The sequence below is a fragment of the Saccharopolyspora sp. NPDC045941 genome (assembly GCF_056431445.1).
On record NZ_JBWKKU010000013.1, the window covers coordinates 39,175 to 65,307 of the forward strand.

Below are 26,133 nucleotides of genomic sequence, written 5' to 3' on the forward strand. Positions count from 1 at the left end.
GCAGCAGGGCATGACTCACCCACTGCGATCCCGCAAGAGCCTTTGGGGGCACTGACAAAAGGATGCGCCGTTGCACTCTTGGTCAGTTTGAGGCACTCTACATAGCGAGCGACCGGAAAGCTACCGCTGAGTAACGCGAAGTTAAACGAAGATTGCGGAGCTCCCAGCCATTGGGACACCGTTGTCGCAAACCCGGCGGGCTCGGGAATTCTGCACCACGACAATGTCCATACGCGACTGTTCCACGCCCCGAGTGGCATTGTTCACGATCTTCTTGCGCACCACCGAATCGCCGGACTACGAGTTCGGATTCGGTTCAGAACAAGCGTTTTCCGTGTTCGCCCGGATACCCTGGGTGCAGCAAGGCGAACTCACCCGATTGGCAACGAGTTCGCCATCGCAGACCGTCCACTGTCGAGCCGGACGCCCGGCTCAACTCCGCAACGCGGCCGCAGCGAGTGGTTCTTCCGGCGCAGTCGGCCGCGGTTGATTCCGGGCAAAACGACCGAGAAGCGCAAATAGCGCAAATCCGAGCAGCAGATAGGGATTGCCGAACACGTGCTGCAACGGCGTCCACGGCGGGCCCGTGGGCAGCATCCGGAACGACGCGACGAGAACGGTCGCCAGGGTCACCCCGGCGGCGAGCAGCCAGCCCGGGCTGCGCAGCCGAACGGCGTAGCCGAGCAGCACCAGCAGCCCCGGCGCGCACCAGACCCAGTGATCCGACCACGACGTGGGCGACACCAGCAGAGCGAGCAGGCCGTTGGCGACCACGGCGAGCGCCGGCTCGGTCCGGCGAATCGCGTAGGCCACGACGGCCGTGCAGGCCAGCGCCAGCACGAGCCACATCCCGTTCTGCGCCACCGGAGTCAGTTCCAGCCGGGCCAACCCGCCCATGATCGACTGGTTGGTGTGGAAGGCGGAGCCGCTGACGCCGTGCGCCGGGCCCTTGCCGAACCAGTACTCCACGGCGGCCCGGTAGTTCAGCGCGAAGCCCGCCAGCGTGCCGAGCACGGCCGTCACCACCGCGACGCCGACGGCCCGGCAGTCCTTGCGGAACAGGAAGAACAGGAGGAAGGCGGCGGGCGTGAGCTTGATCGCCGCGGCGATGCCGATCAGCACGCCGCGCGGCCAGCGCGGGTTGGGCGCCAGGCAGTCGACGATGACCAGTCCCATCAGCGCGATGTTGATCTGGCCCAGCCCGAACGAGGCGTACACCGGCTCCAGGAACAACGTCCACGGCAGCAGCGCCATCGCCACCGCGAGCGCGCCGCGCTTGCCGACCACCGGCCACATGTGGCGGGTGACCAGGTACAGCGCCGCGCCGATGGCGAGTAGGTCCACGACGTAGAGCGCGACCAGCCCGGCGACGAACGGCAGCAGCGCGAACGGCAGCAGCGGCAGCAGCGCGAACGGCGGGTAGACCCAGGGCAGCACCCGGCCGATGCTGACGGTCGGGGCGGTGTTCATGATGTCGCCGCCGGCCAGCCAGGTGTGCACCGCCCAGCGGTACACCTGGTAGTCGATGCCGGAACCCTGGTCCAGCCCGGCCCGCCGCATCAGCACCAGCAGCGCGAACGACGCGATCAGCAGCGGCACCGAGACCGCGATGACGGCGCGGGAGTGGTTCACGACGATTCCGCGAAGCCGGTCCGGCAGGCCGCCGAGGTTCAGGACAGCACGGCCGGACTCGAACTGCACCGTGGCCAACTGGGTCCTCTCGATCAGGCGACCGACGTCGACCACCGCTTCGTGATCGAACGATCACTCCGAGTTCGCCAGGTCGCGGGAAACACCCGTGATGAACCGAAGAACTCTAACCCAACGAGATCAGCTGCCCGCACTCGCCTCGCCGCAGAACAGCGGGTCATCGCGCGGTTCCGTCGAGTGATTCCAGCACCTTGGCGAGCAGCTCGCCCAGTTTCTCCCGTTCGTCGGGTGCCAGCGGCGCGAGCAGGTCGCGTTCGCGTTCCAGCTGCGCCGGGAACAGCCGGTCGATCAGCTCCAGCCCGCGCTCGGTGAGCCGCACGTCGATCTCCCGCCGGTCGCGCCGGGAAGAGGTGCGGGTGATCAGCCCCTCGGCCTCCAGCCGGGCCAGCCGCTTGGTGGTGGCCGCGCCGGAGGACAGCGTCTCCCTGGTGAGCTGACTGGGGCGCAGCCCGCCGCCGGCCCGCCGCAGCGCGCTGAGCACCTCGAACTCCACCCGCGACAGCCCGGAGTCGGCGAACGCGGACTCGTCGAGCTGGTTGGTCAGCGCACCCAGCCGCCGCACCCTGCCGATCACGTCGATCGGGGACACGTCCAGGTCCGGGCGCTGCTCGCGCCATTGCGCGCTGATCCGTCCGACCACGTCGCCCAACGCAACTCCTTCACGAGTAAACCATCTGGTAATATTTTACTAGTGAACGTCTTTTCCCGCGCAGCCCTCTCCCGCCTCCGCCGGACCCTGCGCACCCGCGAAGCGCTGCGGTTCAACTGGACGGTCGGCGGCGTGGTGGTGCCCGCGGCGCGCATCGGCGTGTCGTTCGCCACGCCGATAGTCGCGCTGGTGGCCCTGGACCGCATCGACCTCGTCCCCTTCGCCGCGTTCGGCGCCTTCACGTCGCTGTACTGCCGGGTGGACACGTGGGCACGCCGGGCGCGCCTGCTGTCGCTGATCGCGCTGGGCTTGGTCGCGAGCGTGGCGGCGGCAACGATGATCGCCGCCACCACGGACCACCCGCTGGCCGGGGTCCTCGTGCTCACGGCGATCGCGGCGCTGGGGAAGCTGGCGTCGGACGTGCTCGACTTCGGCCCGCCCGGCGGCCTGATGTTCGTCTTCGCGGCCGGCGCGGCCGCGTACGCCTCGCACGGCTGGTCCACCGTCGGCCTGCACATCGGGGTCACCGCCGCATCGGCGGCGCTGTCGGTGGCGCTGAGCCTGCTCGGCAACCTGCTGCACCCGACCGGGCCCCACCGGGTGGCCGCCGGCCGCGCCCTGGCGGCCGTCGCGGACCACCTCGAAACCCCGGACCACGCCACCCGCCACCGCGCGCACCTCGCGGTGCACCGGGCGTCGGCGACGCTGCGCGGCAAGCCCTACCGCGGGACGTTCGACCGCATCCGCACCCACCTGGCCCACGCGGAAACCCTGCTCCACCACCCGGCCGACGCCGCCGGCGAACTCCGGGCTCTCTCCCGGAAGATCCACCGCGGCCGAGTCCCGGCCGCACCACACCGGCCCCCGGAACCGCAGTTTCAATTGAAACCACAGACGAGGACCGGCGGTTCGCAGTTTCAATTGAAACTGCGGACCACCCAGCGGCTGCGGCGGGTCGGGCCGTTCCTGCCCGGCGCCGGGCGGATGGTCGTCGCGTGCCTGCTCGCCGGGCTGATCACCGGCGCGCTCGGGCTCGGGCACGAGTACTGGGCGATCGTGTCGGCTAGCGCGGTGCTGCAGTCGGCGAACGCGACGAGCACCTGGCACCGGACCGTCCAGCGCACGACCGGGACCATCGCCGGGGCCCTGCTGGCGCTGGTGATGTTCGGCTTCCACCCGGGTCCGATGGCGATCCTCGTCCTGGTGGTGGTCTGCCAGCTGGGCGCCGAACTGGTGGTGCAGGCCAACTACGCGCTGGGCCTGATGTTCGTGACTCCCCTGGCCCTCGGCCTCAGCTCGCTCGGCAATCCGGCGGCGCACAACGCCCTGGTCGCCGAGCGGATCGGCACCACGGTGCTCGGCGCGCTGATCGCGGCGGCGGTGAGCCTGCTGCTGATCAACCGCCAGACCAGCCGCCGCCTCGACTCGGCCCTCGCCGAGTGCCGCCGGGCGCGGGAAGCCCTCCTCAACGCCGCTTTGGACCAAGAGACCACTGTGGACGATTCCCGCTCCCGGCTGATGCACTCCCTCTTCGCGCTCCGCAACGCCTACGCGGTCGCCGAAGGCGAACCCCGGCACCGGAACACCCGAACCCAAGAAGTCCTCGACACCGAGCGCACTGCCTACGAACTCCTCGCGGCGACGGCTCCGGCCCGTGAGCGTTTCGGGGCGTCATAGCACCCCAAACCACTCACGCCACGATGCTCCCGCCCGGACGGCCCGCAATTTCCATTGAAATCGAAGGTTCGATTTCAATGGAAATTGCGGGATGACCCGGCACCCGGACCTCGGGCAGAGCAAGATCGACACCGCGTCGGCGCGGGGCGTCGCGCGGCGGGTTCCGCCGGATCGCGTCAGGCGAGGGCGCCGTGGGCCCAGAAGTTCGCCAGTTCCCGGCTCACCTCGTGGACCTCGCGTTCCGGGTAGCGGTGGAGGACGAAGCGCGTGTAGGCGTAGTGCTCCGTCATGCCGCCCAGGAACGCCGCGCTGAGCTCCGGGTCGAGGCTCGGGCGGATCAGGCCCCGCTCGATGCCCTTGCGTGCCATCCGCGTGATGCGGTCGTGGAACTTGCGCCGGCCCTCGGCCTGCATCGCTTCGATCTCCGGGTCCGTCTGCGCCGTCTCGTGCAGGACCCCGAACAGGTCGGCGTTGTCCTCGTAGTAGCGGAAGTAGCGCTCCGTGCTGATCACCACCGACTCGATCGCGTCTCCCGGGTTCCACCGGGCGCGCGATTGGTCGAAGAGGCCGTCCAGCAGCTCCGTCATCAGCTCGACCAGCGCTTCGCGCTTGTCCGTGTAGTACCGGTAGAACGCGCCGTTGGACATGCCCGCCTCGGCCGCGATGTCGGCGACGCGCGACGCCGCGAAGCCCGACCGGCCGAACACCGTGCGCGCCGCGCGCAGCAGCGATTCCTTCGAACCGCGCCCCTTCGGCGTCTTCGGGCTGGCTACCGGTTGCAGCCGCTCAACGGCCACCGCTACCTCCTGGTGACTCGGTACAGAGATGCGCCAACTTAGCGCACGTCGAAAAACTGATATTGACGTCAGTTTTATACACGGCTTAGAGTGCCCGGCGTCACACACCCTCGGGAGGCCAGCGTTGACACTCCCCCGCACATCCCCGGACCGGGTGCTGGAAGTCGAGCACCTGAACATCTCCTTCCTCGGCCGGAAATCCCGCACCACCGCCGTGCGAGACGTGTCCTTCGACGTCGGCGCCGGCGAGATCGTCGGCATGGCGGGCGAAAGCGGCAGCGGCAAGTCGCTGACCGCGCTCGCCGTGATGGGCCTGCTGCCCACGCCGCCCGCGGTGATCGGCGGCCGGATCCGCTTCGCGGGCACCGACCTGCTCCGCCTCTCGCAACCGGAGCGGCAGCGGCTGCGCGGCAGCGAACTCGGCATGGTCTTCCAGGAACCGATGAGCGCGCTGGACCCGGTGTTCACCGTCGGCCACCAGCTCACCGAATGCCTGCTGGCGCATCGCGGCATGGGTAAGCGGGCCGCCCGCAGGGCCGCGATCGAGATGCTCGAAGCCGTCGGGATCCCGTTGCCGGAGCAGCGCTTCGGCGAGTACCCGCACCAGCTCTCCGGCGGGATGCGGCAGCGCGTGATGATCGCGATCGCGCTGATCTGCCGCCCCCGGCTGCTGATCGCCGACGAACCCACCACCGCCGTCGACGTGACGATCCAGGCGCAGATCCTCGAACTGCTGCGGGACCTGACGCGTCAGCACGGCACGGCGGTCCTGTTCATCACCCACGACCTCGGCGTCGTCGCCGAGCTCTGCGACCGGATGGTCACCCTCTACGCGGGCGAAACGGTCGAGAGCGGGCCCGTTTCCGACGTGCTCGGCGCGCCCCGGCACCCCTACACCTCACGGCTGCTGCAGGCGATCCCTCGGATCGAGGCCCGCCACGCCGAGCTCAAGGCGATCCCCGGCCGGGTGCCGCCGCCGGACGCCCCGCCGCCGGGTTGCGTCTTCCACCCGCGCTGCGACTTCACCACCGACGACTGCCGGGACCACCGGCCCGAGCTGCTGCCGGTCGCCGGCGCGCGCACGGTGCGCTGCGGCCGCACCGCCGACCTGACGCTGCCGGGGGTCGCCCGGTGAGCGAGTTGCTTCAGGTCGATGACCTCGCGGTGTCGTTCGCGACCAAGCGCAAGGGCGAGCGGGTGCGCGCCGTCGACGGTGTTTCCTTCGCGCTGCGCGAGGGCGAAACGCTGGGCCTGATCGGCGAATCGGGCTCCGGTAAGTCCACGCTGAGCCGCGCGCTCCTGCAGCTGGTGCGCCCCAGCGGCGGCGAGGTGCGCCTCGCGGGCGCGGACCTGGCGGCGCTGCGCGGCCGGGCCAGGCGCGAGGCGCTGACCCGCTTGCAGATGGTGTTCCAGGACCCGAACGCTTCGCTGGACCCGCGGATGCGCATCGCGTCCAGCGTCGAAGAGCCGCTCGTGGTGCAGGGCATGGGGAATCGCGCCGAGCGCAGGACCCGCGCGCTGGCGGCGCTGGAGTCGGTCGGCCTGTCGGCCGAACACGGCGAGCGCTACCCGCACGAGCTCTCCGGCGGCCAGAAGCAGCGGGTCAACATCGCCCGCGCGCTCGTCCTGGATCCGGCGCTGGTGGTCTGCGACGAACCGGTGTCCGCGCTGGACGTGGCGCTGCAGGCGGAGATCCTCGACCTGCTGCGCCGGCTGCAGGCCGGCCTCGGGCTGTCCTACCTGTTCATCACCCACGACCTGGCGGTGGTCTCGAACATCGCCGACCGGGTCGCGGTGATGTACCTGGGCCGGCTGATGGAGCTCGGCCCGGTGGACGAGGTGGTGGAGCGGCCGCTGCACCCCTACACCGAGGCGCTGATCTCGGCGCAGCCGCGGATCGGTGCCCAGCAGCGGGACCGCATCGTCCTCGAAGGCGACATCCCGAGCCCGGTGGACCCGCCGTCGGGCTGCCGGTTCCGCACCCGGTGCCGCTACGCGCAGCAGCGGTGCGCCGAGGAGGTCCCGAAGTGGGCGGAGGTCGAACCGGGCCGCTGGTCCGCGTGCCACTTCCCCGAATCCCTGCCGCTGCGCGGCGTCGAAGGAGGCCAGCCGTGAAGCGCATCGCCGCAGTGGTCTGGGTGTTGCTGCTGGCACTGGCCGCGTGCGGCAGCGGCGCCGCCGAGAGCGGCCAGCACCTGCGGGTGGCGTGGCGGTCCAATCCGTCCTCTTTGGACCCGCAGCGCGGCAACTCCGGATCGGACCACGCAATCCTCTACACCATGTACGACACCCTGGTGTCGTTCGATCCGAAGACGCTGGAGCCCGCGCCGGGACTGGCCGAGTCCTGGAACCAGGACGACCCGACCGCGCTGGTGCTGCACCTGCGCCCGGACGTGCGGTTCCACGACGGCACGCCGGTCGACGCGCAGGCCGTCAAGTACAACATCGAGCGCGCCAAGGGCCCCGAGTCCAACATCAAGTCCGATGTGGCCGCCGTGACCGGAGTCGACGTGCTCGACGCGCGGACGGTGCGGCTGAACCTGGCCAGGCCGGACAGCTCGCTGCTGCTCACGCTCGCCGACCGCGCCGGGATGCTGGTCTCCCCCACCGCCGCCGAGCGCGAGGGGGACGCCTTCGAACGCAATCCCGTCGGCGCCGGGCCCTGGAAGTTCGTCGAATGGCGCTACGGCCAGCTGGTGCGGGTGGAGCGCTTCTCCGGTTACTGGCAACGCGGGCTGCCGCACCTGGACAGCATCGACTTCACGATCATGAAGGACGGCTCGACCGCGGTGAACGCGCTGCGCTCCGGCCAGCAGGACATGGTGTTCAACCCGCCGCCGCAGGACGTCGGGCTGCTCAGCGCGGCGAAGGGCACCAAGGTCGCCGCGGGCCCGCAGCTGTACCAGCTGATCATCTACCTGGACCTGAGCGCGCCGGTGTTCCGCGACCAGCGGGTCCGCGAGGCGCTGAACCTGGCGCTGGACCGCGAGCAGATCCTGAAGGTCACGCAGTTCGGGCAGGGCGAACCGGGCTGGACTCCGCTGCCGTCGGACCACTGGGCGTTCCCGAAGTCAGCCGTGCCCACCTACCCGCACGACCCCGACCGGGCCCGGCGGCTGCTCGCCGATGCCGGTCACGCCGACGGCCTGCGGTTCCCGCTGCTCACCTACCCGGATCCGGTCAACGTGCGGCTGGCCGAGGTGCTGAAGTACCAGCTCGGCAAGGTGGGCGTGCAGATCGACCTGATCCCCACCGAGCTGACCCAGGCCAGCAGCGAGTTCTTCAACGAGCGCAAGTACCCGGCGCTGCTGTCGGCCTGGACCGGGCGGCCGGACCCGGGCCTGACCTACAAGCTGATGTTCACCGAGCGCGGCTACTACAACGCCGGGCACGTCGCCACGCCCGGCATCGACGAGGCGCTCAACGCCGCGAACGGCACCGCGGATCTGGCCCAGCGGTCGGAGAAGCTGGGCGCGGTGGCCCGGATCGTGGCCGACCAGTCGCTCTTCGTGCCGCTGATCTTCCCGGACGCGGTCGCCGCCTACCGCGAGCACGTGCAGGGCTTCGAACCGAACTTGCTGGGCAAACCCAAGTTCACCACCGTGAGGATCGACCGATGACCGCGCTGGCTTTGCGACCGGGCCGGGACACCGCGCTGCTGCGCATGATCGGCCGGCGGGTCCTGATGACCGTCCCGACCCTGGTGCTCGCGACATTCGTGGTGTTCGGCCTGCTGCACCTGATCCCCGGCGACCCCGCGCAGGCCATCGCCGGGGAGCACGCCACCCCGGAGCGGCTGGCCGAGATCCGCGCCCAGCTCGGGCTGGACCAGCCGTTCGCGCTGCAGTACCTCGACTGGCTGCGGCACGCGATGACCGGCGATCTCGGCGTCTCGCTGAGCACTGGTGAGAGCGTGGGATCGCTGATCTGGCAACGGCTTCCCACCACGCTGACGCTCGGCGCGGCGGCGCTGCTGGTGGCCGTCGGCCTGGGCGTTCCGCTCGGGGTGGCCGCCGCGCTGCGGCAGGGGCGGCCCGCCGACACCGCCATCACCGGCGCGGCGACGCTGGGCATCGCGGTGCCGAACTTCTGGATCGGCATGGTGCTGGTGCTGGTCTTCGCCGTCCAGCTGCAGTGGTTGCCCGCGACGGGATTCGTCGGCCTCACCGAGAATCCCGCGCAGACGCTGCAATACGTGGTCCTGCCCGCGATCGCGCTCGGCATGGTCGGCGCCGCCGAGGTGTGCCGCCAGTTGCGCAGCGCGCTGATCGAGGTGCTGCGGTCGGACTTCATGCGCACCCACCGGGCGAAAGGCCTGTCGCACCGGACGATGGTCTGGCGGCACGCCTTGAAGAACGCCGGGCTGCCGCTGGCGACGATCACCGGGCTGCTGGTCAGCCGGGTGATCGGCGCGAGCGTCGTGGTGGAGACGCTGTTCGCGATTCCCGGCCTCGGCACGCTCGTCGTGGAGGCGACCACCCAGCGCGACTACCCGGTGATCCAGGGCGTCGTGCTGATCACCGCACTGCTGGTGCTGCTCACGAACCTGGTGGTCGACGTGGCCTACCGGTTCATCGACCCGCGTATCTCGGAGTGATGCCATGACCACGCTTTCCCCACCGCGCCGGGAGAACCGGCTGTGGCTGGTCGTGCGGGACTGGCGCGGCCTGGCGTCCGCCGGCTATCTCGTGGTGCTGGTGGCGCTGGCGCTGCTGGCGCCGGTGGTGACCGCGCACGAGCCCAACGCGCAGAACTTCGACGCCATCCTCGCCCCGGCCGGCACGCCCGGCTACCTGCTGGGCAGCGACGACCTCGGCCGGGACGTGCTCAGCAGGCTGATCCACGGAGCGCAGGCGTCGCTGCTGGCCAGCTTCCTGGCAGTCGGGGTGGCGCTGCTGATCGGCATCCCGCTCGGGCTGGCCGCGGGCTACCTCGGCGGCATCGTCGACAGCGCGGTGATGCGCGTGGTGGACACCCTGCTGTCGTTCCCGGCGATCATCCTCGCGATCGCGATCACGGCGGCCCTGCGGCCGAGCCTGGTCAACTCGATGATCTCGGTCGGCATCGTGTTCGCGCCTTCGGTGGCCCGCCTGATGCGCGCGCAGGTCCTCGCAGTGAAGGAGGAGACCTACGTCGAGGCGGCGCGCAGCTTCGGCAGCCGGGGCCGGCACCTCGTGCTGCGGCACCTGGTGCCGAACTCGATCCAGCCGGTGCTCGTGCAGTCCAGCCTGCTGCTGGCGCACGCGCTGATCGCCGAGGCCAGCCTGAGCTTCCTCGGCCTCGGCGTGCAACCACCCGACCCGAGCTGGGGCTCGATGCTGGCCCGCGCCTACACGTTCCTCTACCAGGCACCGCTGCAGATGCTGGTGCCCGGCATCGCGATCGCCGCGACGGCGCTGGCGTTCAACGTCCTCGGCGACGTCGCGCAACAGGCCCTCGACCCGCGCCGGAACCGCTAGGAGCTGACCCGAATGCGTCGCGCAAGGCTCCCGACACCACGCCGTCCACCCGTCCTCATGCCCGCTCGCGAGTTGGCGATTTCGCGCGAAATCGTCGCCCCCCTCGGCCCGCGTGCCGCGCTCTGACACGCCTCCACCGACCGATCCACGTGACCACTTTGGAGGGACATTGTCCTGGCAGCCGGAAATCGACGAACTGCGGCGGCGCGAGGAGCTCGCGCAGCGCATGGGCGGGCCGGAGAAGGTCAAGCGGCAGCACGACCACGGCAAGCTGACCGTCCGGGAACGCATCGACGAGCTGCTGGATCCCGGCAGCTTCCACGAGATCGGCGGCATCGCCGGGAAGTTCCAGCCGGACGGCGCGTTCCAGCCCGCGAACTTCGTGTTCGGCCGCGGGCGGCTGGACGCCAGGCCGGTAGTGGTCGGCGGCGACGACTTCACGGTGCGCGGTGGCGCGTCGGACGCCTCGATCCGGGAGAAGCAGATCATGGCCGAACAGCTGGCCAACGAGCTGCAGATCCCGCTGGTGCGGCTGGTCGACGGCACCGGCGGCGGCGGTTCGATCCGCTCGCTGGAGACCATCGGCCGCACCTACGTCCCGGCCAACCCGGGCTGGGAGTGGGTCGCGGCGAACCTGGGCACCATCCCGGTGGTGGCGCTGGCGCTCGGTTCGGTCGCCGGGCTCGGCGCCGCGCGGGTGGCCGCCAGCCACTACTCGGTGATGGTGCGCGGCATCTCGCAGGTCTTCGCCGCCGGGCCGCCGCTGGTGGCACGGCTGGGGCAGGCCGTCACCAAGGAGGCGCTGGGCGGCAGCGACATCCACGGCCGCAACGGCGTGGTGTTCGACGTGGTCGACTCCGAGAAGGAGGCCTTCGACCGCACCCGCCGCTTCCTGTCCTACCTGCCGCCGTCGGTGCACCAGCTGCCGCCGCGCGCGGAGTGCGGCGACGACACCGAGCGCCGCGAGGACTGGCTGATCGAGGCCATCCCCCGCGACCGGCGCCGCCCCTACCGCATCCGCCCGATCATCAACGCCGTGGTGGACCAGGGCTCGTTCCTGGAACTGGGCAGGGGTTTCGGCCGGTCGGCGGTCGGCGGCCTGGCGCGGCTGAACGGCTGGCCGGTGGCGGTGCTGGCCAGCGACCCGATGGTCTACGGCGGCGGCATGACCGCCGACTCCAGCCGCAAGATCGAGTGGCTGGTGGACCTCGCCGAGACGTTCCACCTGCCGGTGGTGCACCTGGTGGACCAGCCCGGCTTCGTCATCGGCGTGGAGGCGGAGAAGGCGGGCACCATGCGCTACGGCGTGCGCGCGCTCAACGCCGTCTACCAGGCGAAGGTGCCGTGGGCCTCGGTGATCCTGCGCAAGGTCTTCGGCGTCGCGGGCGCCGCGCACACCAACGCCGCGCGGGTGCACTACCGCTACGCGTGGCCGTCGGCGGACTGGGGCTCCCTGCCCATCGAGGGCGGCGTCGAGGCCGCGTACCGGGCCGACCTGGACGCCGCCGAGGACCGGCAGGCGCTGCTGGACGAGATCACCGAGAAGATGAACGCGATCCGATCCCCGTTCCGCACGGCGGAGGCGTTCAACATCGAGGAGATCATCGATCCCCGCGACACGAGACCGCTGCTGTGCGAGTTCGCCGAACTGGCCGCACCGCTACGCGCAGCAGGCCCTTCGACCTGGCACTTCAGGGGGTGACGTGATGATCAGCGCCATGAGCGGGGTGCGCGTGCTGGAGATCGCGCACTACATCGCCGGACCGCAGTGCTGCCAGATCCTCGCCGACCACGGGGCCGAGGTGATCAAGGTCGAGCCGCCGGACGGCGAGATGGGGCGTCGCGCACAGCCGGTCCACGACGGCGACAGCCTCTACTTCGCCGCGAACAACCGCACCAAGCGCGCCATCGCCCTCGATCTGCGCAGCGAGCAGGGCAAGGAAGTCCTGCACGAGCTGATCGGCCAGGCCGACGTGCTGGTGACCAACTACGCCAACGGCGTGCCGGACCGGCTCGGTTTCGGCTTCGACGAGGTGCACCGGATCAACCCGCGGACCGTGATGGTGCACATCACCGGATTCGGCCGCACCGGGCCGTATTCGTCGTGGGTGGCCTACGACGGCATCATCCAGGCGATGAGCGGGCTGGCCGACATGACCGGCGAGCCCGACGGCGCGCCGACCATCGCGGGGCCGTTCGTCGCCGACAACGTCACCGGCATGCAGGCGGCGATGGCGGCCATGCTCGGCCTGCTGGCGCGGGAGCGCACCGGCCGGGGCCAGCTGATCGACGTGGGCATGCTGGATTCGATGGTCCCGCTGCTGGCGCACCACCTCTCGGTCGCGGCGGCGGGCATCGGCGAGCCGACGCGGTGGGGTTCGGCGCTGCCGACGAACTACTCCGGGCTGTACCCGGCAGGCGACGGCTGGGTGTACATCGCGCCGATCACGCCGAAGATGTGGGAGTCCTTCAGCACCCTGCTCGGCCACCCGGAGTGGGCGGAGCAGGAGGCGGCCGAGAGCGGCTGGCGGGTGCGGGAGCGCGAGCGAATCGACGCGCAGGTCGTCGAGTGGACCCGGGGCCGCACGAAGGCCGAGGTCGTGGCGGCGCTGCAGGCCGACGGGGTGGTGTGCGGGCCGGTGCGGTCGGTGGCCGATCTGGTGTCGGATCCGCAGGTCCAGGCCCGGGGCATCGCGGTGGAGGTGCCGTTGCGCGACGGCGTGCACGCGACAGTGCCCGGCCCGGCGCTGCGGCTGGCCGACACCCCGGCACGCTCCCCCGAACGCCCGCCGGGGCTGGGCGAGCACACCGACGAGGTGCTGGCGCAACTCGGGTACTCGGCGGAGCGGATCAGCGCGCTGCACCGGGACAACGTCACCGGGAGGGCCTCGTGATCGACGGCCTGCTGGTGGCCAACCGGGGCGAGATCGCGCGGCGGATCATCCGGACCGCCCGCAGGCTCGGGGTGCGGACCATCGCGATCCATTCCGAAGTGGACACCGGGCTGCCCTACGTCGCCGAAGCCGACGAGGCGGTCCCGCTGGACTCGCCGCGCGACTTCCTCTCGGCGGAGGCGATCCTCGCGGTGGCGCGGAAGACCGGGGCGACGGCGGTGCATCCCGGATACGGATTCCTGTCGGAGAATCCGGATTTCGCCCGCCGCTGCGCGGCGGCGGGCCTGGTCTGGGTCGGTCCGTCGCCGGAGGCGATGGAGCTGCTCGCCGACAAGGCGGCGGCGCGGGCGCACATGGCGTCGGCCGGGGTTCCGGTGCTGCCGGGCAGCTCCGGGATCGCGTCGGCGGCCGAAGCCGACGCCGCCGCTTCGGAGCTGGGTTTTCCGTTGATGGTCAAGGCCGTTTCGGGTGGTGGCGGCATCGGGATGGGCGTCGCTCGCGATGCCGGGTCCCTGGAACGCGCGGTGCGGACCGCGCTGTCGCGGGGCGGGAGCGCGTTCGGTGACGCCCGGATCCTGCTGGAGCGGTACGTGCCGCGCGCCCGGCACGTGGAGGTGCAGGTCGTCGGCATGCCCGACGGCACGGTCCGCGCGTTCGGCGAGCGGGACTGCTCCGTGCAGCGACGGCACCAGAAGGTCGTGGAGGAATGCCCTTCCCCGGCCGTGGATACCGCGCTGCGCTCCCGGCTGTGCGCGGCCGCGGTCCGGGCGGCCGAGAGCGTCGGGTACCGCAACGCGGGCACCGTGGAGTTCCTGCTCGATCCCGGCACGGGAGAGTTCTTCTTCCTGGAGGTGAACACCAGGCTGCAGGTCGAGCACCCGATCACCGAGGAGGTGCACGACGTGGACCTGGTGGAGCTGCAGCTGCGGATCGCCGCAGGAGCGGACGTCCCGGCGGACTTCCCCGCGCCGCGCGGGCATGCCGTTGAGCTGCGGGTCTACGCGGAGGACCCGGTCCGCTTCCTGCCCCGGCCCGGGCGGATCACCGGGTGGACCGAGCCGGCCGGGGTGCGGGTCGAGTCGGGCTACGCGGCGAACACCGAGGTGAGCCCGCACTTCGACCCGCTACTGGCGAAGATCGTGGTGCACGGCGCCGACCGCGCGGACGCCCTGGCCCGGGCGCGGCGGGCGGTCGAGGAGTTCGTCGTGCGGGGCCCGAAGTGCAACCTGCCGTTCCTGGCCGAAGTGCTGGAATCCCCGGAGTTCGTCTCCGGGAACTACGACACCGGCGTGGTCGACCGGATCATCGCCGCCCGCTGACCTGGAGGGAACAACATGGAGATCAAGGCCGAAATGGTCGCCAACGTCTGGAAGGTGCTGGTGACCGAGGGAACGGCGGTCAAGGCGGACCAGGAGCTGGCCGTCCTGGAGTCGATGAAGATGGAGATCCCGGTGCTCAGCGAAACCGACGGCGTGGTGACCCGCCTGGCGGTCGCCGAAGGCGACGCGGTCAACGAAGGCGACCTCATCGCCGTCATCTCGGCGGAGTGAACCCCGGGTGTGCGGGGCGTCCTCGGGCCGACGCCCCGCAGGCATCTGGAAGAGTTCCGGCAGGTTGCGCGTCTCGGTCCAGATGTCGCCTTCGTGGCCCAGAGAACGACCGGCAGGTCAGCCGTGGGGTTCCGCGCCGCCCCTCGCGGTCGCACCGGTTCGGTATTCGAGCGATCAATGGTCAGTCGCCGCCGGTTTGGCTGTGCCGGCTTGGTTGCCGGCGGGTGTGGTGCTCCAGCCGGTGTCGCCCGACGGCGCAGCCGTGGGTTCCCGTGCGGCTTCGACCTGCTGGTCCCGCTGCGCCTTTCGGTAGCCGGTGCGGAGCATCTCCGCGGCGATCTCCCGGCCGCCGAGGCCGAAGGCCAGCGCGAGCCCGAGGGAGAGGGCACCGATCATGGCCGTGTAGGTGATCATCACGATCTCCGGCGCGATGCCGAGTTGCGTGAGCACCATGAACACCGCGATGCCCATGACCAGGGCCGGACCCGCCGCGGCGACCACCTTGCCGGTGGGGGTCTGCCCCATGGTGCGGCGCGCGAGTCCGCCGACCGCCCCGGCGACGAGACCGGCGACCACGACGATGGCGATAGCGGCGAGCACGTTCGGCAGGTAGGCGAGGACCTGGTTCATGAACGTCGTCACGGATGCGATCCCGAGCGCCCCGATCGCGGTGACCAGCGAGAAGATGAAGATCAGCCAGAACACCACCCGGCCGGTCAGCCGGGAGACGGTCAGCCCGCTGCCGCCCCGCTCAAGCCAGCCGCCGACCTGCGTGTCCTGCATCCTCCGGTCCACCCCGGACTTTTGCAGCAGCTTCGCAACGACCTTCTGCAACACCTTCCCGACGATGTAGCCGATCAGCAGGATCACCAGCGCACCGATCAGAACCGGGATGAACTGAACGAAGGCCTGCAGACCGCTGAGCAGAGTCGGGATGATTCCTCCCGGTGCTTGGGCGAGAGACATGTCTACCCCCTTCCCTCGATTCCGTCCTAGGCTCCCCCGATTGCGGATCGCCCAAACGGGGCCGCTTGAGCTGGGCAGGAGGCGGCGATCGAGATCGAGAGCGCGATCCGTCGTTTGACACGATGTCTCGGCGAAAGATCCTTTAGGTCTGGGTAGACCTCGGCTGCCTACCGGCATCGCCGCTCACGACCCGATGTTCACCAGGTATCGACGATCGGTCGGGCATTCGGGTTGGTCCAGCCCTTTCGCGCTACCGGTGGGAGGGCTCGCAGCAGGAGGTCCCGGGTGTCGGCCGGGTCGATGACGTCGTCGATCTCCAGGTGCATCGCCGTGTTGATCGCGCTGCCCGTCTCGTACATCTGGGCCACCAGCTCTTCGTAGCGCCGCTGGCGCTGCTCCGGGTCGGCGATTGCCTCCAGCTCGCGGCGGAAGCCCAGGCGCACCGCGCCTTCCAGGCCCATGCCGCCGACCTCGCCGCTCGGCCACGCCACCGTCAGCGCCGGTTTGGTCATCGTGCCGCCTGCCATGGCCATCGCGCCGAGACCGTAGCTCTTGCGCAGCACCACCGTCGCCATCGGCACCGTCAGGCGCGCACCGTGCACGAACATCCGGCCGAAGTGCCGCACCGTCGCGGTCTTCTCCGACTCCGGGCCGACCATGAATCCCGGTGTGTCGCAGAGCGAAACCACCGGCAGCCCGAACACCTCGCACAGTTGCAGCATCCGCGCCAGCTTGTCGGCGCCATCGGCGTCGATCGCGCCGCCGAGCACCATCGGGTTGTTCGCGATCAGCCCCATCGGCCGGCCCGCGATGCGCACCAGCGCGGTGATCGTGCAGCGACCGAACTCCGGCCGCAGCTCCAGCACCGAGCCCTCGTCGCAGAGGATGTCGATCGCGGCGTGCACGTCGTAGGCGCGCTTGCGGTTCTCCGGCACCACGTGGCGCAGTCCGCGCTGGTCCGGCTCGGAGTAGCCCGTGACATCGCCCTGGAAGTAGGACAGGTAGCGCTTGGCCACCGCGACCGCTTCGGCCTCGTCCTCGACCGCCACGTCGACCACGCCGTTGGCCGTCTGCACATCGATCGGGCCGATCTCCTCAGGAGCGAAGACGCCGAGCCCGCCGCCCTCGATCATCGCCGGGCCGCCCATGCCGATGTTGGCGTCGCGGGTCGCGATCACCACGTCGCAGGTGCCCAGCAGCGCGGCGTTGCCCGCGTAGCAGCGGCCCGCCGCGATGCCGACCGTCGGAACACGGCCGCTGAGCTCGCCCAGCGCCAGGAACGACGGGGTGATCAGGCCGCCGCCCTTGGGGATGTCGACGTCGCCCGGCCGGCCGCCGCCGCCCTCGGCGAACAGCACCACCGGGTACTGCCGCTGCCGCGCGATCTCCAGGATCCGGTCGGTCTTGCGGTGGTTGAAATAGCCCTGCGTGCCCGCCAGCACGGTGTAGTCGTAGGCGAGCACCGCGCAGGTGCTGCGCTCCGGCCCGAACTGCGCGCCGTTGACCTGGCCCACGCCGGTGATCATGCCGTCGGCGGGCGTGTTGCGGAGCAGGTCGTCGAGCTCGCGGCGCTTGCGCTGCGCCGCGATGGCGAAGCCGCCGTACTCGGTGAAGGTTCCCTCGTCGACCAGGTCGGCCACGTTCTCGCGCGCGGTGCGCATGCCTCGCGAGTGGCGTTTGCGCACCGCTTCGGGGCGGCTCTCGTCGGCCCACAGGCTCTTCCGCTCCAGCACGCGGGCCAGGTCGGGCCGGATGTGGTCGGGGTCGATGCGCTCGTCCGCGAGGTCGGCGACGCCGGGCTCGTCGTTGCCGGAGACGATCACCACCGGTTCCCCGGCGTCGACCACGTCGCCTTCCCGGAAGCGGACCTGCGTCACCGCGCCGCCGCTTTCCGCGCGGATGACGTGCTGCATCTTCATAGCTTCCAGCACCATCACGACCTGCCCGCGCGCGACCACGTCGCCGAGCGCCACCTCCACCGCGACGACCGAGCCGCTCATCGGCGCGACGGTGGCGCCGAGGGGCGCGTCCGGCACGGCGTTCGGCGCGGCCTCCAGCAGCTCGGCGCGATTTCTGTCCACATAGGACGTCGGGCAGCGCCCGGCGGCGAACTCGTCGGAGCGCAGGATCGCCTGCTGCAGCGGGAGGTTCGTGGCGACACCGGTGATCTGCAGCTCGTCGAGCGCCTGGACCGCCAGCCTGCGGGCCGCCGTGAACCCCGCCGCGTCGTGCACCACGATCTTGGCCAGCATGGAGTCGAAACCCGGGTTGGTGCGGTATCCCGGATAGCCGGCCGTGTCGACGCGAATGCCGCGCCCCGCCGGCATCCCGAACCGATCGAGGACACCCGACTGCGGCAGGACCTGCCCGTCGGCGGTCATCGTCTCGGCGTTGATCCGGATCTGGATCGCGCTGCCGCGCGGGCACGGCACTCGATCCTGGTCGAGACCGAGGTCGGCGAGGCTCGCGCCGGCCGCGATCTCCAGCTGGCTGCGCACCAGGTCCAGGCCGAGCACCTCCTCGGTGACGGTGTGCTCCACCTGCAGCCGCGGATTGACCTCCATGAAGAAGAATTCCTGGCCGCCGACCAGGAATTCCACGGTCGCCACGCCCCGGTAGCCGGCGGCGCCGACCAGCCGGGTCGCGGCCTGCAGCACGTTCTGCCGCAGCTGCCGGTCGAGCCCTTGGGCGGGCGCGACCTCGATCAGCTTCTGGTGCCGCCGCTGCACGCTGCAGTCGCGGTCCCAGAGGTGCGCGACCTCCTGGCCGTCGCCGATCACCTGGACCTCGATGTGCCGGGCGTCGGTCAGCAGCCGTTCGATGTAGAGCTCTCCGGAGCCGAACGCGGCGATCGCCTCCGCCTCGCAGGCCCGGTACGCCCCGGCGAGCTCGTCCCGGCCGCGCACCACGCGCATGCCCCGGCCGCCGCCACCGGCGACGGCCTTGATCACCGCCGCGCTGCGCCCGTGCGAGAGGTCCGGTTCGAGGGTGTCCAGGAAGCGTTCCATGTCGGCGAGCGTCGCCACCGCCGTGCCGGGCAGCGTCGGGATCTCCAGTTCGGCGGCGAGCGCGCGGGCTTTCGCCTTGTCGCCGAAGAGCTCCAGCGCGCTCGGGTCCGGGCCGACGAACGCGATGCCCGCGTCGGCGCAGGCCCCGGCCAGGGCGGGGTTCTCCGAGAGGAACCCGTATCCGGGGTGGATGGCCTGGGCGCCGGTCTTGCGGGCCGCTTCGATGATCGCGGCGACGTCGAGGTAGGCAGCTGCTCCGTTCTCGGGCAGCGGAACGGCCTCGTCGCAGCGGGCCACGTGCAGCGAGTCGGCGTCACCCGCCGCGTGCACGCCGACCGTGCCGATACCCAGCACCGCCGCGGCCCGGAAGACCCGCAACGCGATCTCGCCCCGGTTCGCGACCAGCAACGTCCCGAACGGCTCCCCGATGCCCATCCACGCCTCCTCCGCGCCGCACTGCGCTTGCCGGACCGCACCCGACGCATACCGACCGGTCGGTTACTGGCGCCCAGCCTGGTGAAGAACCAGGCGGGTGTCAACACCGGGACGGGTCAGGCGCTGCGCCGGTCGCCGGCGAGGAGCCCGGCCATCGCGGCGCTGATCCTTGGAACAGCTGGTCCGCCTGTGCAACGCCGGTTGTCAGGTCCGGTTGGTCCACGGCAGCCTCGAACCCGAGGGGCAGGCGCTGATCGACGCCACGCCCGCCATCGAGGTCCGCAAGCTGAAGAGCGGTACCTTGCCCGGCACCGTCCACTCCAAGTACCTCGTGGTCGACCACGGTCGCAGCGGTGCTGCCGCCGGCTGGGTGACCACCGGCAGCCAGAACTGGACGCACACGTCGCTGCGCCGCAACGACGAGGCCACCCTCACGTTGCACCAACCCGCCATGGTCGCGGCGTACTCGGCCGCCTTCGACCGGATGTTCAGCGTCGCCGAACAGGCCGAGTGAGGCCGCCTCGGTCGCGCGATCGACCCGGCTGCGGGACGTGCCCTCCGCGGTAGGAGGGCACGTCCCCCGTGGCGTGCCTCAACACGGAACCGGATCAGCCGGCGGGGATGTCCCTGCGCACCGCCCTGCATGAGGGTCGGCGCGCGGGGCGGTCGACGAGGTGGTCGGAGACGCGATCAGCTCTCCCCCGGCTCCAGGCGGTAGAGCTCCGGGAGGTTGACCACGATCGCCTCCTGCGTGCTGCGGGCGATCACCACCTCCGCCGGGTCGTTCGGGTCCGGGTTCTCCTCGCGGTGCGGGACGAACGGCGGCACGAAGATGTAGTCGCCCGGCTCCGTCTTGATCCGCACCTCCTCGGTGCCGTCGTGGAAGACGAACTCCGGGTGGCCGCTGACCACGTAGATCGCCGTCTCCGACTCGCCGTGGTGGTGGTTGTCCGAGGCCGTCGACGGGCCGACGTGCGTCTCGCCCATCCAGATCCGCTCCGAGCCGACCAGGTCGCCGCTGATCGCCGCGAGCCGCCGCATGCCCTCCGTCTGCGCCGTCTTGTTGTCCAGATCGGCGGCCCGGACGTGGTGCAGCCGGGTGCGCAGCGAGCGGCGCTGCTCCTCGGACACCCGGGTCGAGAGATCGGGGTGGAACGCGTCGTGCTGGGTCATCAGGATCCTTCCTTGTTCACCGATCGCCGACCAGCGGCACCCCGTCGAGGAACTCGCCGACCTGCCGGCCGAGTTCGCGCCACACCTCGGCGCCGGGTGAATCGTTGTGCACCGAGGTAACCCCACCCTCCACCGCGCGCACAACCTCGCCGATCGTGATTTCGCCGGCCGGTCGCGCCAGCGAGTAACCCCCGTCACAGCCGCGCTGGCTGGTGACCAGCCCGGCCCTCCGCAGCTCGATCATGAGGTTGACCAGCGAGTTCAGCGGGATGCCCTGCCGCCGGGCGATGACCTCGCACTTGACCGGCTCGGGGCCGCTGCCCGCCAGGTCGCGCAGCGCCCGCACCGAGTAGTCGGTGCGCGCCGAGATGTGCACCGGGGCCGACCGGCGGGCCCGCGGCGCGGCCGGCGTCTCGGGCAGCAGCACCGCGCCCTTGGCGACCTCCTCGCAGAACAGCACGATGCGTGCGGCCACGCTCCGGTGGAACTTGTCGTTGAGGATGTCGTGCACGCCGTCCTTGAACACCGCCACCGAGCTCTGCGGGTGCTTGCCCGCCAGCGAGGTCACCGGGGCGACCGGCGCGAGCGTGTCCGCATCGCCGTGCAGCAGCAGGGTCGGCACGTCCGGCAGCCGCTTCGGCGGCTCGGGGACGTCGTCGGTCAACCGGCCCCACTGGAACTCCGGATCGTTCTCCAGCAGTTCGCGGTGCACCGGGCACGACGTGCGCACCCCGATCTCCTCGTCCCGGCCGGCGGGCTGCTGCCCCTGCGCGAGCGGGGTGCCCGCCAGGATCAGGCCGTCCACCTCGACCTCCAGCGCGAGCGCCCAGGCGCGCAGCGCCCCGGCATCGGTGCCGGCCAGGAATCGCGCCGCCCCGGGCCGGAACCACGTCTCGGGATCGGTATCCGGGTCCGGCACCACCACGGCGTAGCCGTCCGCGGACAGCCGCCGGCCGAAGCGCTGGTAGACGGCGGGGTTCTCGCCCCTGCCCGGCAGCACCACCACGGTGCCGCGGCAAGGCCCGTCCGGCTCCCAGTTCCGGGTCATCTCAGGCTCCTCTCACTGAACTGTTTCGAAAGCGGCTTGCGTGGCGGTGCAGGTAGCGGAACCTCAGACGCCTTCTCGGTCCGGGATCCCCGACTCATGTATGACCAAATACACCACGCCGGGCTGTCCTCCCGAGAAGACGCCTGAGAACCCGCAGCGGTGCAAGTCGAGTTCCACACCGCAAGCGGCTGCCGCCGCTTCTCAACAGAACAAGGATTCACTTGCCGGGGTACAGATCCCTCTCGCAGACCTTCGCCACGTCCACCTTCTCGCGCAGCACGCCCGCCTGGAGGTAGCGATCCGCAACGGCCTGCAGGTCGGCGACCACATCATCGGTCAACGGCCGCACCTCCTGCTTGGTCCGGGTCAGGATCTGGTGTGCCACCGGCGGGTCCAGCGACGTCAGCTTCTCGTAGACGCGCTGGTACTCCTCGGGATTCTCGTCGCTCCACCGCCACGCCGCCTCGAACCGCCGCATCGCGTCGGCCAGCGCCTCGCGCTTGAGCGGATCGGCAGCCGACGCCGTGGACACCGACAGGATGCCGTTGCGGCCGTTGATGCCCTGGCCGTCGCGGATCACCCGGGCCCCGGCGTGCTCCGCTATCGACAGGTACGGGTCGAAGGTCGCCCAGGCGTCGATGTGCCCGGCGCTGAAGCCCGCTTGCGCGTCGGTCGGCAGGCTGAAGGTGATCTGCACGTCCTGCTGCGTCAGCCCTGCCTCCTCCAGCGCTCCGAGCGCGGTGTAGTGCGAGACGCTGCCCGGCGCGGTGGACACCACGAGGTGCTTGCCGCGCAGGTCGGCCACGGTGCGGATCGGCGAGCCGGGCGGCACGATGATCGCCGTCGATGACGGGGACGCCGCGGTCGCCACGGCCGGTCGCGCCGGCACGCCGCCGGCGATGGCCTGCACGGTGGGCGCGTCCGCGGCGGTCGCGGTGTCCACGTCGCCGGAGCGCATGGCCTCGAAGAGCGGTGCCGCGCCTTGGAAGTTGGCCCAGCGGATCTTGTACGGGGCGTCCTCGAACGCCCCGGACGCTTCCACCCTGGCTCGCAGCCCGCCGGCCTGGTCACCGAGCACCAGGGTCACGTCGGACAGCGACTTGGGCGAGCTGCCCCCGGCGCAGCCGGCCACGGCGAGCAGCACCGCGGCCAGCATCGACACCAGGATTCTGGTCGTACGCACTCCGTTGTCTCCAGTCTCAGCCGAGCAGATCCGGCTGCTCGTGCACGATCTCTTCGAAGAGCGGGGCGAAGGTCACCCAGCCCGGGTCGCGGTGCTGCTGGTACTGCTGCCTGGTGTGCCGCGCGATCTCGTGCGGGATCAGCTGCAGCTGCCCGGCCGCCTGGGCGACGACCTGCACCTTCGAGTTCCGCTCGGCGGCCACGTACAGCGACACCGCCTCCTCCAGGCTGCGGCCGACGGTGAGCAGCCCGTGGTTGGCCAGGATCGCCAGCCTGCGCTGCCCGAGCGTCGCGGCGATCCGGCGGCCCTCCTCCAGGTCGAGCACGACCCCGGAGAAGTCCGGCACGATCACGTTGTCCTCGTAGAACTGGGCGCTGTCCTGCGAGATGGGCAGCAGTTCGGTGCCCAGCGCGGCGAGCGCCTTGCCCCAGATGGAGTGGCTGTGCGCGGCCGCGTCGACGTCCGGGCGGGCCTGGTGGATCTGCGAGTGGATGGCGAACGCGGCCTGGTTGACCGGGAGGTCCCCGTGCACGATCTCGCCGTCGTGGTTGACCAGCAGCAGCTCGGACGCCTTGATCCGGCTGAAGGCCCGGCCCAGCGGGTTGACCCAGAAGTGGTCCGGCAGTTCGGGATCGCGGACCGTGATGTGCCCGGCGGCGCCCTCGTTGTAGCCGAGCTTGCCGAAGATCCGCAGCGCCGCGGCCAGCCGCTGCTTGCGGAACCGGCGTTCGTCCTCGACGTCGTCGAAGACCGGGCGGGCGGGGAAGCTGTTCTGCCGTGGGGAAAGCGATCGGGCGAACTCGGATCGCCCGGCTGCGACGGTGGTCATGGTGTTCTCCTCCTGATGTCTCGGTGCCGACCGATGGCGATTTCGCGCGAAATCGCCCTTCGGCGCGGGTTAGGCGGCGGCGCGGCGGGCGACTTCCTGGCGGACCAGCGGGATCAGCTCGCGGCCGTAGTCCACCGCGTCGTCGAACGGGTCGTAGCCGCGGATGAGCAGCGTCGTCACGCCGATGTCGACGTAGTCCAGCAGCGCCGCCGCCACCGTCTCCGGGGTACCCACCAGTGCGGTGGAGTTACCCGCCGCGTTGGTGGCCGCCGCCGTGGGCGTCCACAGTGCACGGTCGTGCAGCTCCCCCGCCGCTGCGGCGGCGAGGAGTCGCTTCGAGCCGACGTTGGCGACCTGCTGGCCCGGGTTCAGCGTCTTGGGCCCGGTGAAGGACGCCAAACCACCGCGCGATGCGTTGATCCGGTCGAGGATGCGGTGCGCCCGCTCCCACGCCTTCTCCTCAGTCGCGCCCAGGATCGGCCGGAACGACACGCTGATCCGCGGCGGTTCCGACCGCCCCGCTTCTGCGGCGGCCTTCCGGACCGCGGCGATCTGCTCCGCGGTCTGCGCCAGCGGTTCGCCCCACATCGCGAAGACGTCGGCGTGCTTGCCGCCGACCCGCAGGGCGGCCTCCGAGGAACCGCCGAAGTACAGCGGGATCCCGGACTGCCGCACCGGGCGGACGGCGGCGTTGTAGTCCTGGAAGCGGTAGTGCGCACCCTCGTGGCTCACCGGTTCCTCGGCGGCCCACACCCGGCGGAGGACGTCCAGGTACTCGTCGGTGCGCGCGTAGCGCTCGTCCTTGCCCAGGTAGTCGCCGTCGCGGCGCTGGTCCGCGTCGTTGCCGCCGGTGATGATGTGCACCGCGATCCGGCCGCCGGTGAGGTGGTCGGCGGTGGCGAAGGTGCGGGCCGCCAGCGTCGGGGCCACGAAGCCCGGGCGGTGCGCGATCAGGAAGCCCAGCCGCTCGGTGTGCGCGGCGGCGTAGGCGGCGAGCTGGGTGTTCTCCGGGCTGCTCGACCCGTAGCCGATCAGCACCCGGTCGAACCCGGCCGCCTCGTGCGCCTGCGCGAACTTCCGCAGGAACGCCGGGTTGACCGCCGGTCCGTCCGCGGCGTGGATCTCCGAGACGTGCTGCGCCCCGATCATCCCGATGAACTCGACGGTCATGACGAACTCCCCTCTCCGGTCCCGACACCCAGCCAGGACAGCAACTCCGCGCGCAGCGCCAGGAAGGCCGGGTCGGTGACATCGCGCGGGCGGTCCAGGTCCAGCACCTGGTCGTAGCCGATGCGGCCGTCGCGCATCACCAGCACCCGGTCGGCCAGCAGCAGCGCCTCCTCCACGTCGTGCGTGACGAGCAAGATCGCGCAGCCGTGGCGCTGCCACAGCTCGCCGACCAGCTGCTGCGCCTTGATGCGGGTCAGCGCGTCCAGCGCCGAGAACGGCTCGTCCAGCAACAGCAGGTCCGGTTCGCGCACCAGCGCACGCGCCAGCGACGCCCGCTGCGCCTCGCCGCCGGAGAGCACCTTCGGCCAGACGTCCACCCGGTGGCCGAGGCCGACCTCCTCCAGCGCGGCCACCGCCCGCTTCTTGTCCGGGCGGCCGGGCAGGCCGAGGATCACGTTGCGCCACACGCGTTTCCACGGCATCAGCCGCGGCGCCTGGAACGCCACCGCGCGCCGCACGGCCACCTCGACCTCGCCGGTCACCTCGCGGTCGAGGTCGGCCAGGATCCGCAGCAGCGTGCTCTTGCCGCAGCCGCTCGGGCCGAGCAACGCCACGAACTGGCCGGGCTCGATGTCCAGGTCGAGGTCGTCGAGCACGGTGCGGTCGCCGAAGCGGCGGCTCAGGCCGCGCACCGAGGCGGGTTTCACTACGCTCCGCTGAACGCCGGTCGCCATGCCAGCAAGGTCCTTTCCAGCAGTCGGACGATGAAATCGGCGACGAGGCCGAGCAGTGCGTACAGCACCAGGCAGACCACGATCACGTCGGTCTGGAAGAACTCGCGGGCCATGTTCATCTCGTAGCCGATGCCCGCGGTGGCGTTGATCGTCTCGCCGAAGACCAGCGCCAGCCACGCCGAACCCAGCGAGTACCGCAGCCCCACCAGGGCGTTGGGCATCGCGGCGGGCAGGATGATGTGCCGCACCTGGGCGAACCAGCCGAGCCCGAGCGTCTTGGCCGCCTCCACCAGGCCCGCGTCGACGTTGCGGATGCCGCCGTAGATGTTCATGTACAGCGGGAAGGTCACGGCCAGCGCGATCAGCACGATCTTGGGCTGCTCGCCGATGCCGAACCAGATGATCAGCAGCGGGATGAGGCCGATCACCGGCACCGTGCGCAGCATCTGCATCGGCGCGTCGATGAGGTCCTCGCCGCGGCGGAACAGGCCGGACAGCGTCGCCAGCACGATCGCGACGACGACGCCGATCACCAGGCCGGCGCCGACGCGTTGCAGCGAGGCGGCGATCGCCTCCTGCAACCGCCCTTCGTCCCACATCTCCACGGCGGTCCCGGCGACCGTGGCGGGCGAGGCGAGGGTGTCGTCGCTGAGCACCCCGGTGCTGCTGAGGACCTGCCAGATCACCACCAGCGCGATGGGGCTGATCAGCTTGAAAACCCAACGGGGAACGCGGTTCTCGCGCCGCGCGGTGCGGGTTTGCACGGTGGTGACGGGGATCGGATCTCGATCGATCGGCGCGCCGGTGGGCGCGCGTTCGGTGGATACAGTCATCTGCACTCTCCGGAGGGC

23 protein-coding genes are annotated in these 26,133 nt (G+C 70.9%); 11 read left to right on the forward strand and 12 right to left on the reverse strand.

Features of this window, described 5'->3' with window-relative positions:
* Nucleotides 1-432: 432 nt before the first annotated feature.
* Together AC07FN_RS12765 and AC07FN_RS12770 are read right to left on the reverse strand one after the other, a co-directional pair.
* A complete protein-coding gene (locus AC07FN_RS12765) occupies nucleotides 433-1,746 on the reverse strand; it encodes a glycosyltransferase family 87 protein (RefSeq protein ID WP_478395750.1) in 1,314 nt (437 codons plus the stop codon).
* Nucleotides 1,747-1,867: 121 nt separating this feature from the next.
* Nucleotides 1,868-2,350 (reverse strand): MarR family winged helix-turn-helix transcriptional regulator, encoded by a 483-nt coding sequence (locus tag AC07FN_RS12770; protein WP_478395863.1) that lies wholly within the window; start codon nucleotides 2,348-2,350, stop codon nucleotides 1,868-1,870.
* A 51-nt stretch (nucleotides 2,351-2,401) separates the two neighbouring features.
* On the opposite strand from AC07FN_RS12770, the gene AC07FN_RS12775 reads away from it, so the two are divergent.
* Nucleotides 2,402-4,036 (forward strand): FUSC family protein, encoded by a 1,635-nt coding sequence (locus AC07FN_RS12775; protein WP_478395751.1) that lies wholly within the window; start codon nucleotides 2,402-2,404, stop codon nucleotides 4,034-4,036.
* A gap of 176 nt (nucleotides 4,037-4,212) precedes the next feature.
* Here AC07FN_RS12775 and AC07FN_RS12780 read toward each other — a convergent pair whose 3' ends face one another.
* On the reverse strand, nucleotides 4,213-4,833 hold the full coding sequence (locus AC07FN_RS12780; RefSeq protein WP_478395752.1) for a TetR/AcrR family transcriptional regulator: 621 nt from the start codon (nucleotides 4,831-4,833) through the stop codon (nucleotides 4,213-4,215).
* 124 nt (nucleotides 4,834-4,957) lie between these two features.
* Here AC07FN_RS12780 and AC07FN_RS12785 point away from each other — a divergent pair, with 124 nt between their 5' ends.
* The 9 genes from AC07FN_RS12785 to AC07FN_RS12825 all read left to right on the forward strand — a co-directional run bounded on the left by AC07FN_RS12785 (nucleotide 4,958) and on the right by AC07FN_RS12825 (nucleotide 14,736).
* Complete coding sequence (locus AC07FN_RS12785; RefSeq protein ID WP_478395753.1) at nucleotides 4,958-5,968, forward strand: ABC transporter ATP-binding protein; 1,011 nt, start codon at nucleotides 4,958-4,960, stop codon at nucleotides 5,966-5,968.
* Nucleotides 5,965-6,948, forward strand: a complete 984-nt coding sequence (locus tag AC07FN_RS12790) for an ABC transporter ATP-binding protein (protein ID WP_478395754.1) — start codon at nucleotides 5,965-5,967, stop codon at nucleotides 6,946-6,948. Before AC07FN_RS12785 ends, AC07FN_RS12790 begins: the two co-directional genes overlap by 4 nt.
* Complete coding sequence (locus tag AC07FN_RS12795) at nucleotides 6,945-8,453, forward strand: ABC transporter substrate-binding protein (protein WP_478395755.1); 1,509 nt, start codon at nucleotides 6,945-6,947, stop codon at nucleotides 8,451-8,453. The genes AC07FN_RS12790 and AC07FN_RS12795 overlap by 4 nt, the downstream gene beginning before the upstream one ends.
* Complete coding sequence (locus tag AC07FN_RS12800; protein WP_478395756.1) at nucleotides 8,450-9,430, forward strand: ABC transporter permease; 981 nt, start codon at nucleotides 8,450-8,452, stop codon at nucleotides 9,428-9,430. The genes AC07FN_RS12795 and AC07FN_RS12800 overlap by 4 nt, the downstream gene beginning before the upstream one ends.
* 4 nt (nucleotides 9,431-9,434) lie before the next feature.
* Nucleotides 9,435-10,292, forward strand: a complete 858-nt coding sequence (locus AC07FN_RS12805) for an ABC transporter permease (RefSeq protein ID WP_478389699.1) — start codon at nucleotides 9,435-9,437, stop codon at nucleotides 10,290-10,292.
* Between the two features lie 169 nt (nucleotides 10,293-10,461).
* The gene (locus tag AC07FN_RS12810) at nucleotides 10,462-11,994 is read left to right on the forward strand and encodes an acyl-CoA carboxylase subunit beta (protein ID WP_478395757.1); all 1,533 of its coding nucleotides are present in this window, start codon (nucleotides 10,462-10,464) and stop codon (nucleotides 11,992-11,994) included.
* Nucleotides 11,995-12,010: 16 nt separating this feature from the next.
* Nucleotides 12,011-13,186, forward strand: coding sequence for a CaiB/BaiF CoA transferase family protein (locus AC07FN_RS12815; protein WP_478395758.1), 1,176 nt, complete (start codon nucleotides 12,011-12,013; stop codon nucleotides 13,184-13,186).
* The gene (locus AC07FN_RS12820; protein ID WP_478395759.1) at nucleotides 13,183-14,505 is read left to right on the forward strand and encodes an ATP-binding protein; all 1,323 of its coding nucleotides are present in this window, start codon (nucleotides 13,183-13,185) and stop codon (nucleotides 14,503-14,505) included. Before AC07FN_RS12815 ends, AC07FN_RS12820 begins: the two co-directional genes overlap by 4 nt.
* A gap of 15 nt (nucleotides 14,506-14,520) precedes the next feature.
* On the forward strand, nucleotides 14,521-14,736 hold the full coding sequence (locus AC07FN_RS12825) for a biotin/lipoyl-binding carrier protein (RefSeq protein ID WP_270951766.1): 216 nt from the start codon (nucleotides 14,521-14,523) through the stop codon (nucleotides 14,734-14,736).
* 174 nt (nucleotides 14,737-14,910) lie between these two features.
* On the opposite strand, the gene AC07FN_RS12830 is transcribed toward AC07FN_RS12825, so the two are convergent.
* Both AC07FN_RS12830 and AC07FN_RS12835 read right to left on the reverse strand, forming a co-directional pair.
* The gene (locus tag AC07FN_RS12830) at nucleotides 14,911-15,702 is read right to left on the reverse strand and encodes a mechanosensitive ion channel family protein (protein ID WP_478395760.1); all 792 of its coding nucleotides are present in this window, start codon (nucleotides 15,700-15,702) and stop codon (nucleotides 14,911-14,913) included.
* A gap of 197 nt (nucleotides 15,703-15,899) precedes the next feature.
* Entirely contained in the window at nucleotides 15,900-19,145 is a 3,246-nt protein-coding gene (locus AC07FN_RS12835; RefSeq protein WP_478395761.1) for an acetyl-CoA carboxylase family protein, read from the reverse strand.
* A 169-nt stretch (nucleotides 19,146-19,314) separates the two neighbouring features.
* Here AC07FN_RS12835 and AC07FN_RS12840 point away from each other — a divergent pair, with 169 nt between their 5' ends.
* Nucleotides 19,315-19,659 (forward strand): phospholipase D-like domain-containing protein, encoded by a 345-nt coding sequence (locus AC07FN_RS12840; RefSeq protein WP_478395762.1) that lies wholly within the window; start codon nucleotides 19,315-19,317, stop codon nucleotides 19,657-19,659.
* Between the two features lie 176 nt (nucleotides 19,660-19,835).
* Here the strand turns inward: AC07FN_RS12840 and AC07FN_RS12845 are convergent, their stop codons facing one another.
* The 7 genes from AC07FN_RS12845 to AC07FN_RS12875 all read right to left on the reverse strand — a co-directional run bounded on the left by AC07FN_RS12845 (nucleotide 19,836) and on the right by AC07FN_RS12875 (nucleotide 26,115).
* Complete coding sequence (locus tag AC07FN_RS12845; protein ID WP_478395763.1) at nucleotides 19,836-20,318, reverse strand: cupin domain-containing protein; 483 nt, start codon at nucleotides 20,316-20,318, stop codon at nucleotides 19,836-19,838.
* 16 nt (nucleotides 20,319-20,334) lie between these two features.
* A complete protein-coding gene (locus AC07FN_RS12850; RefSeq protein WP_478395764.1) occupies nucleotides 20,335-21,366 on the reverse strand; it encodes an Rrf2 family transcriptional regulator in 1,032 nt (343 codons plus the stop codon).
* A 217-nt stretch (nucleotides 21,367-21,583) separates the two neighbouring features.
* A complete protein-coding gene (locus tag AC07FN_RS12855; RefSeq protein WP_478395765.1) occupies nucleotides 21,584-22,549 on the reverse strand; it encodes an ABC transporter substrate-binding protein in 966 nt (321 codons plus the stop codon).
* A gap of 16 nt (nucleotides 22,550-22,565) precedes the next feature.
* Entirely contained in the window at nucleotides 22,566-23,378 is an 813-nt protein-coding gene (locus AC07FN_RS12860) for a class II aldolase/adducin family protein (protein WP_478395766.1), read from the reverse strand.
* A gap of 69 nt (nucleotides 23,379-23,447) precedes the next feature.
* Complete coding sequence (locus AC07FN_RS12865; protein WP_478395767.1) at nucleotides 23,448-24,548, reverse strand: LLM class flavin-dependent oxidoreductase; 1,101 nt, start codon at nucleotides 24,546-24,548, stop codon at nucleotides 23,448-23,450.
* Nucleotides 24,545-25,282 (reverse strand): ABC transporter ATP-binding protein, encoded by a 738-nt coding sequence (locus AC07FN_RS12870; RefSeq protein WP_478389686.1) that lies wholly within the window; start codon nucleotides 25,280-25,282, stop codon nucleotides 24,545-24,547. The genes AC07FN_RS12865 and AC07FN_RS12870 overlap by 4 nt, the downstream gene beginning before the upstream one ends.
* Nucleotides 25,255-26,115, reverse strand: coding sequence for an ABC transporter permease (locus tag AC07FN_RS12875; RefSeq protein WP_478395768.1), 861 nt, complete (start codon nucleotides 26,113-26,115; stop codon nucleotides 25,255-25,257). Before AC07FN_RS12875 ends, AC07FN_RS12870 begins: the two co-directional genes overlap by 28 nt.
* Nucleotides 26,116-26,133 lie beyond the last annotated feature (18 nt).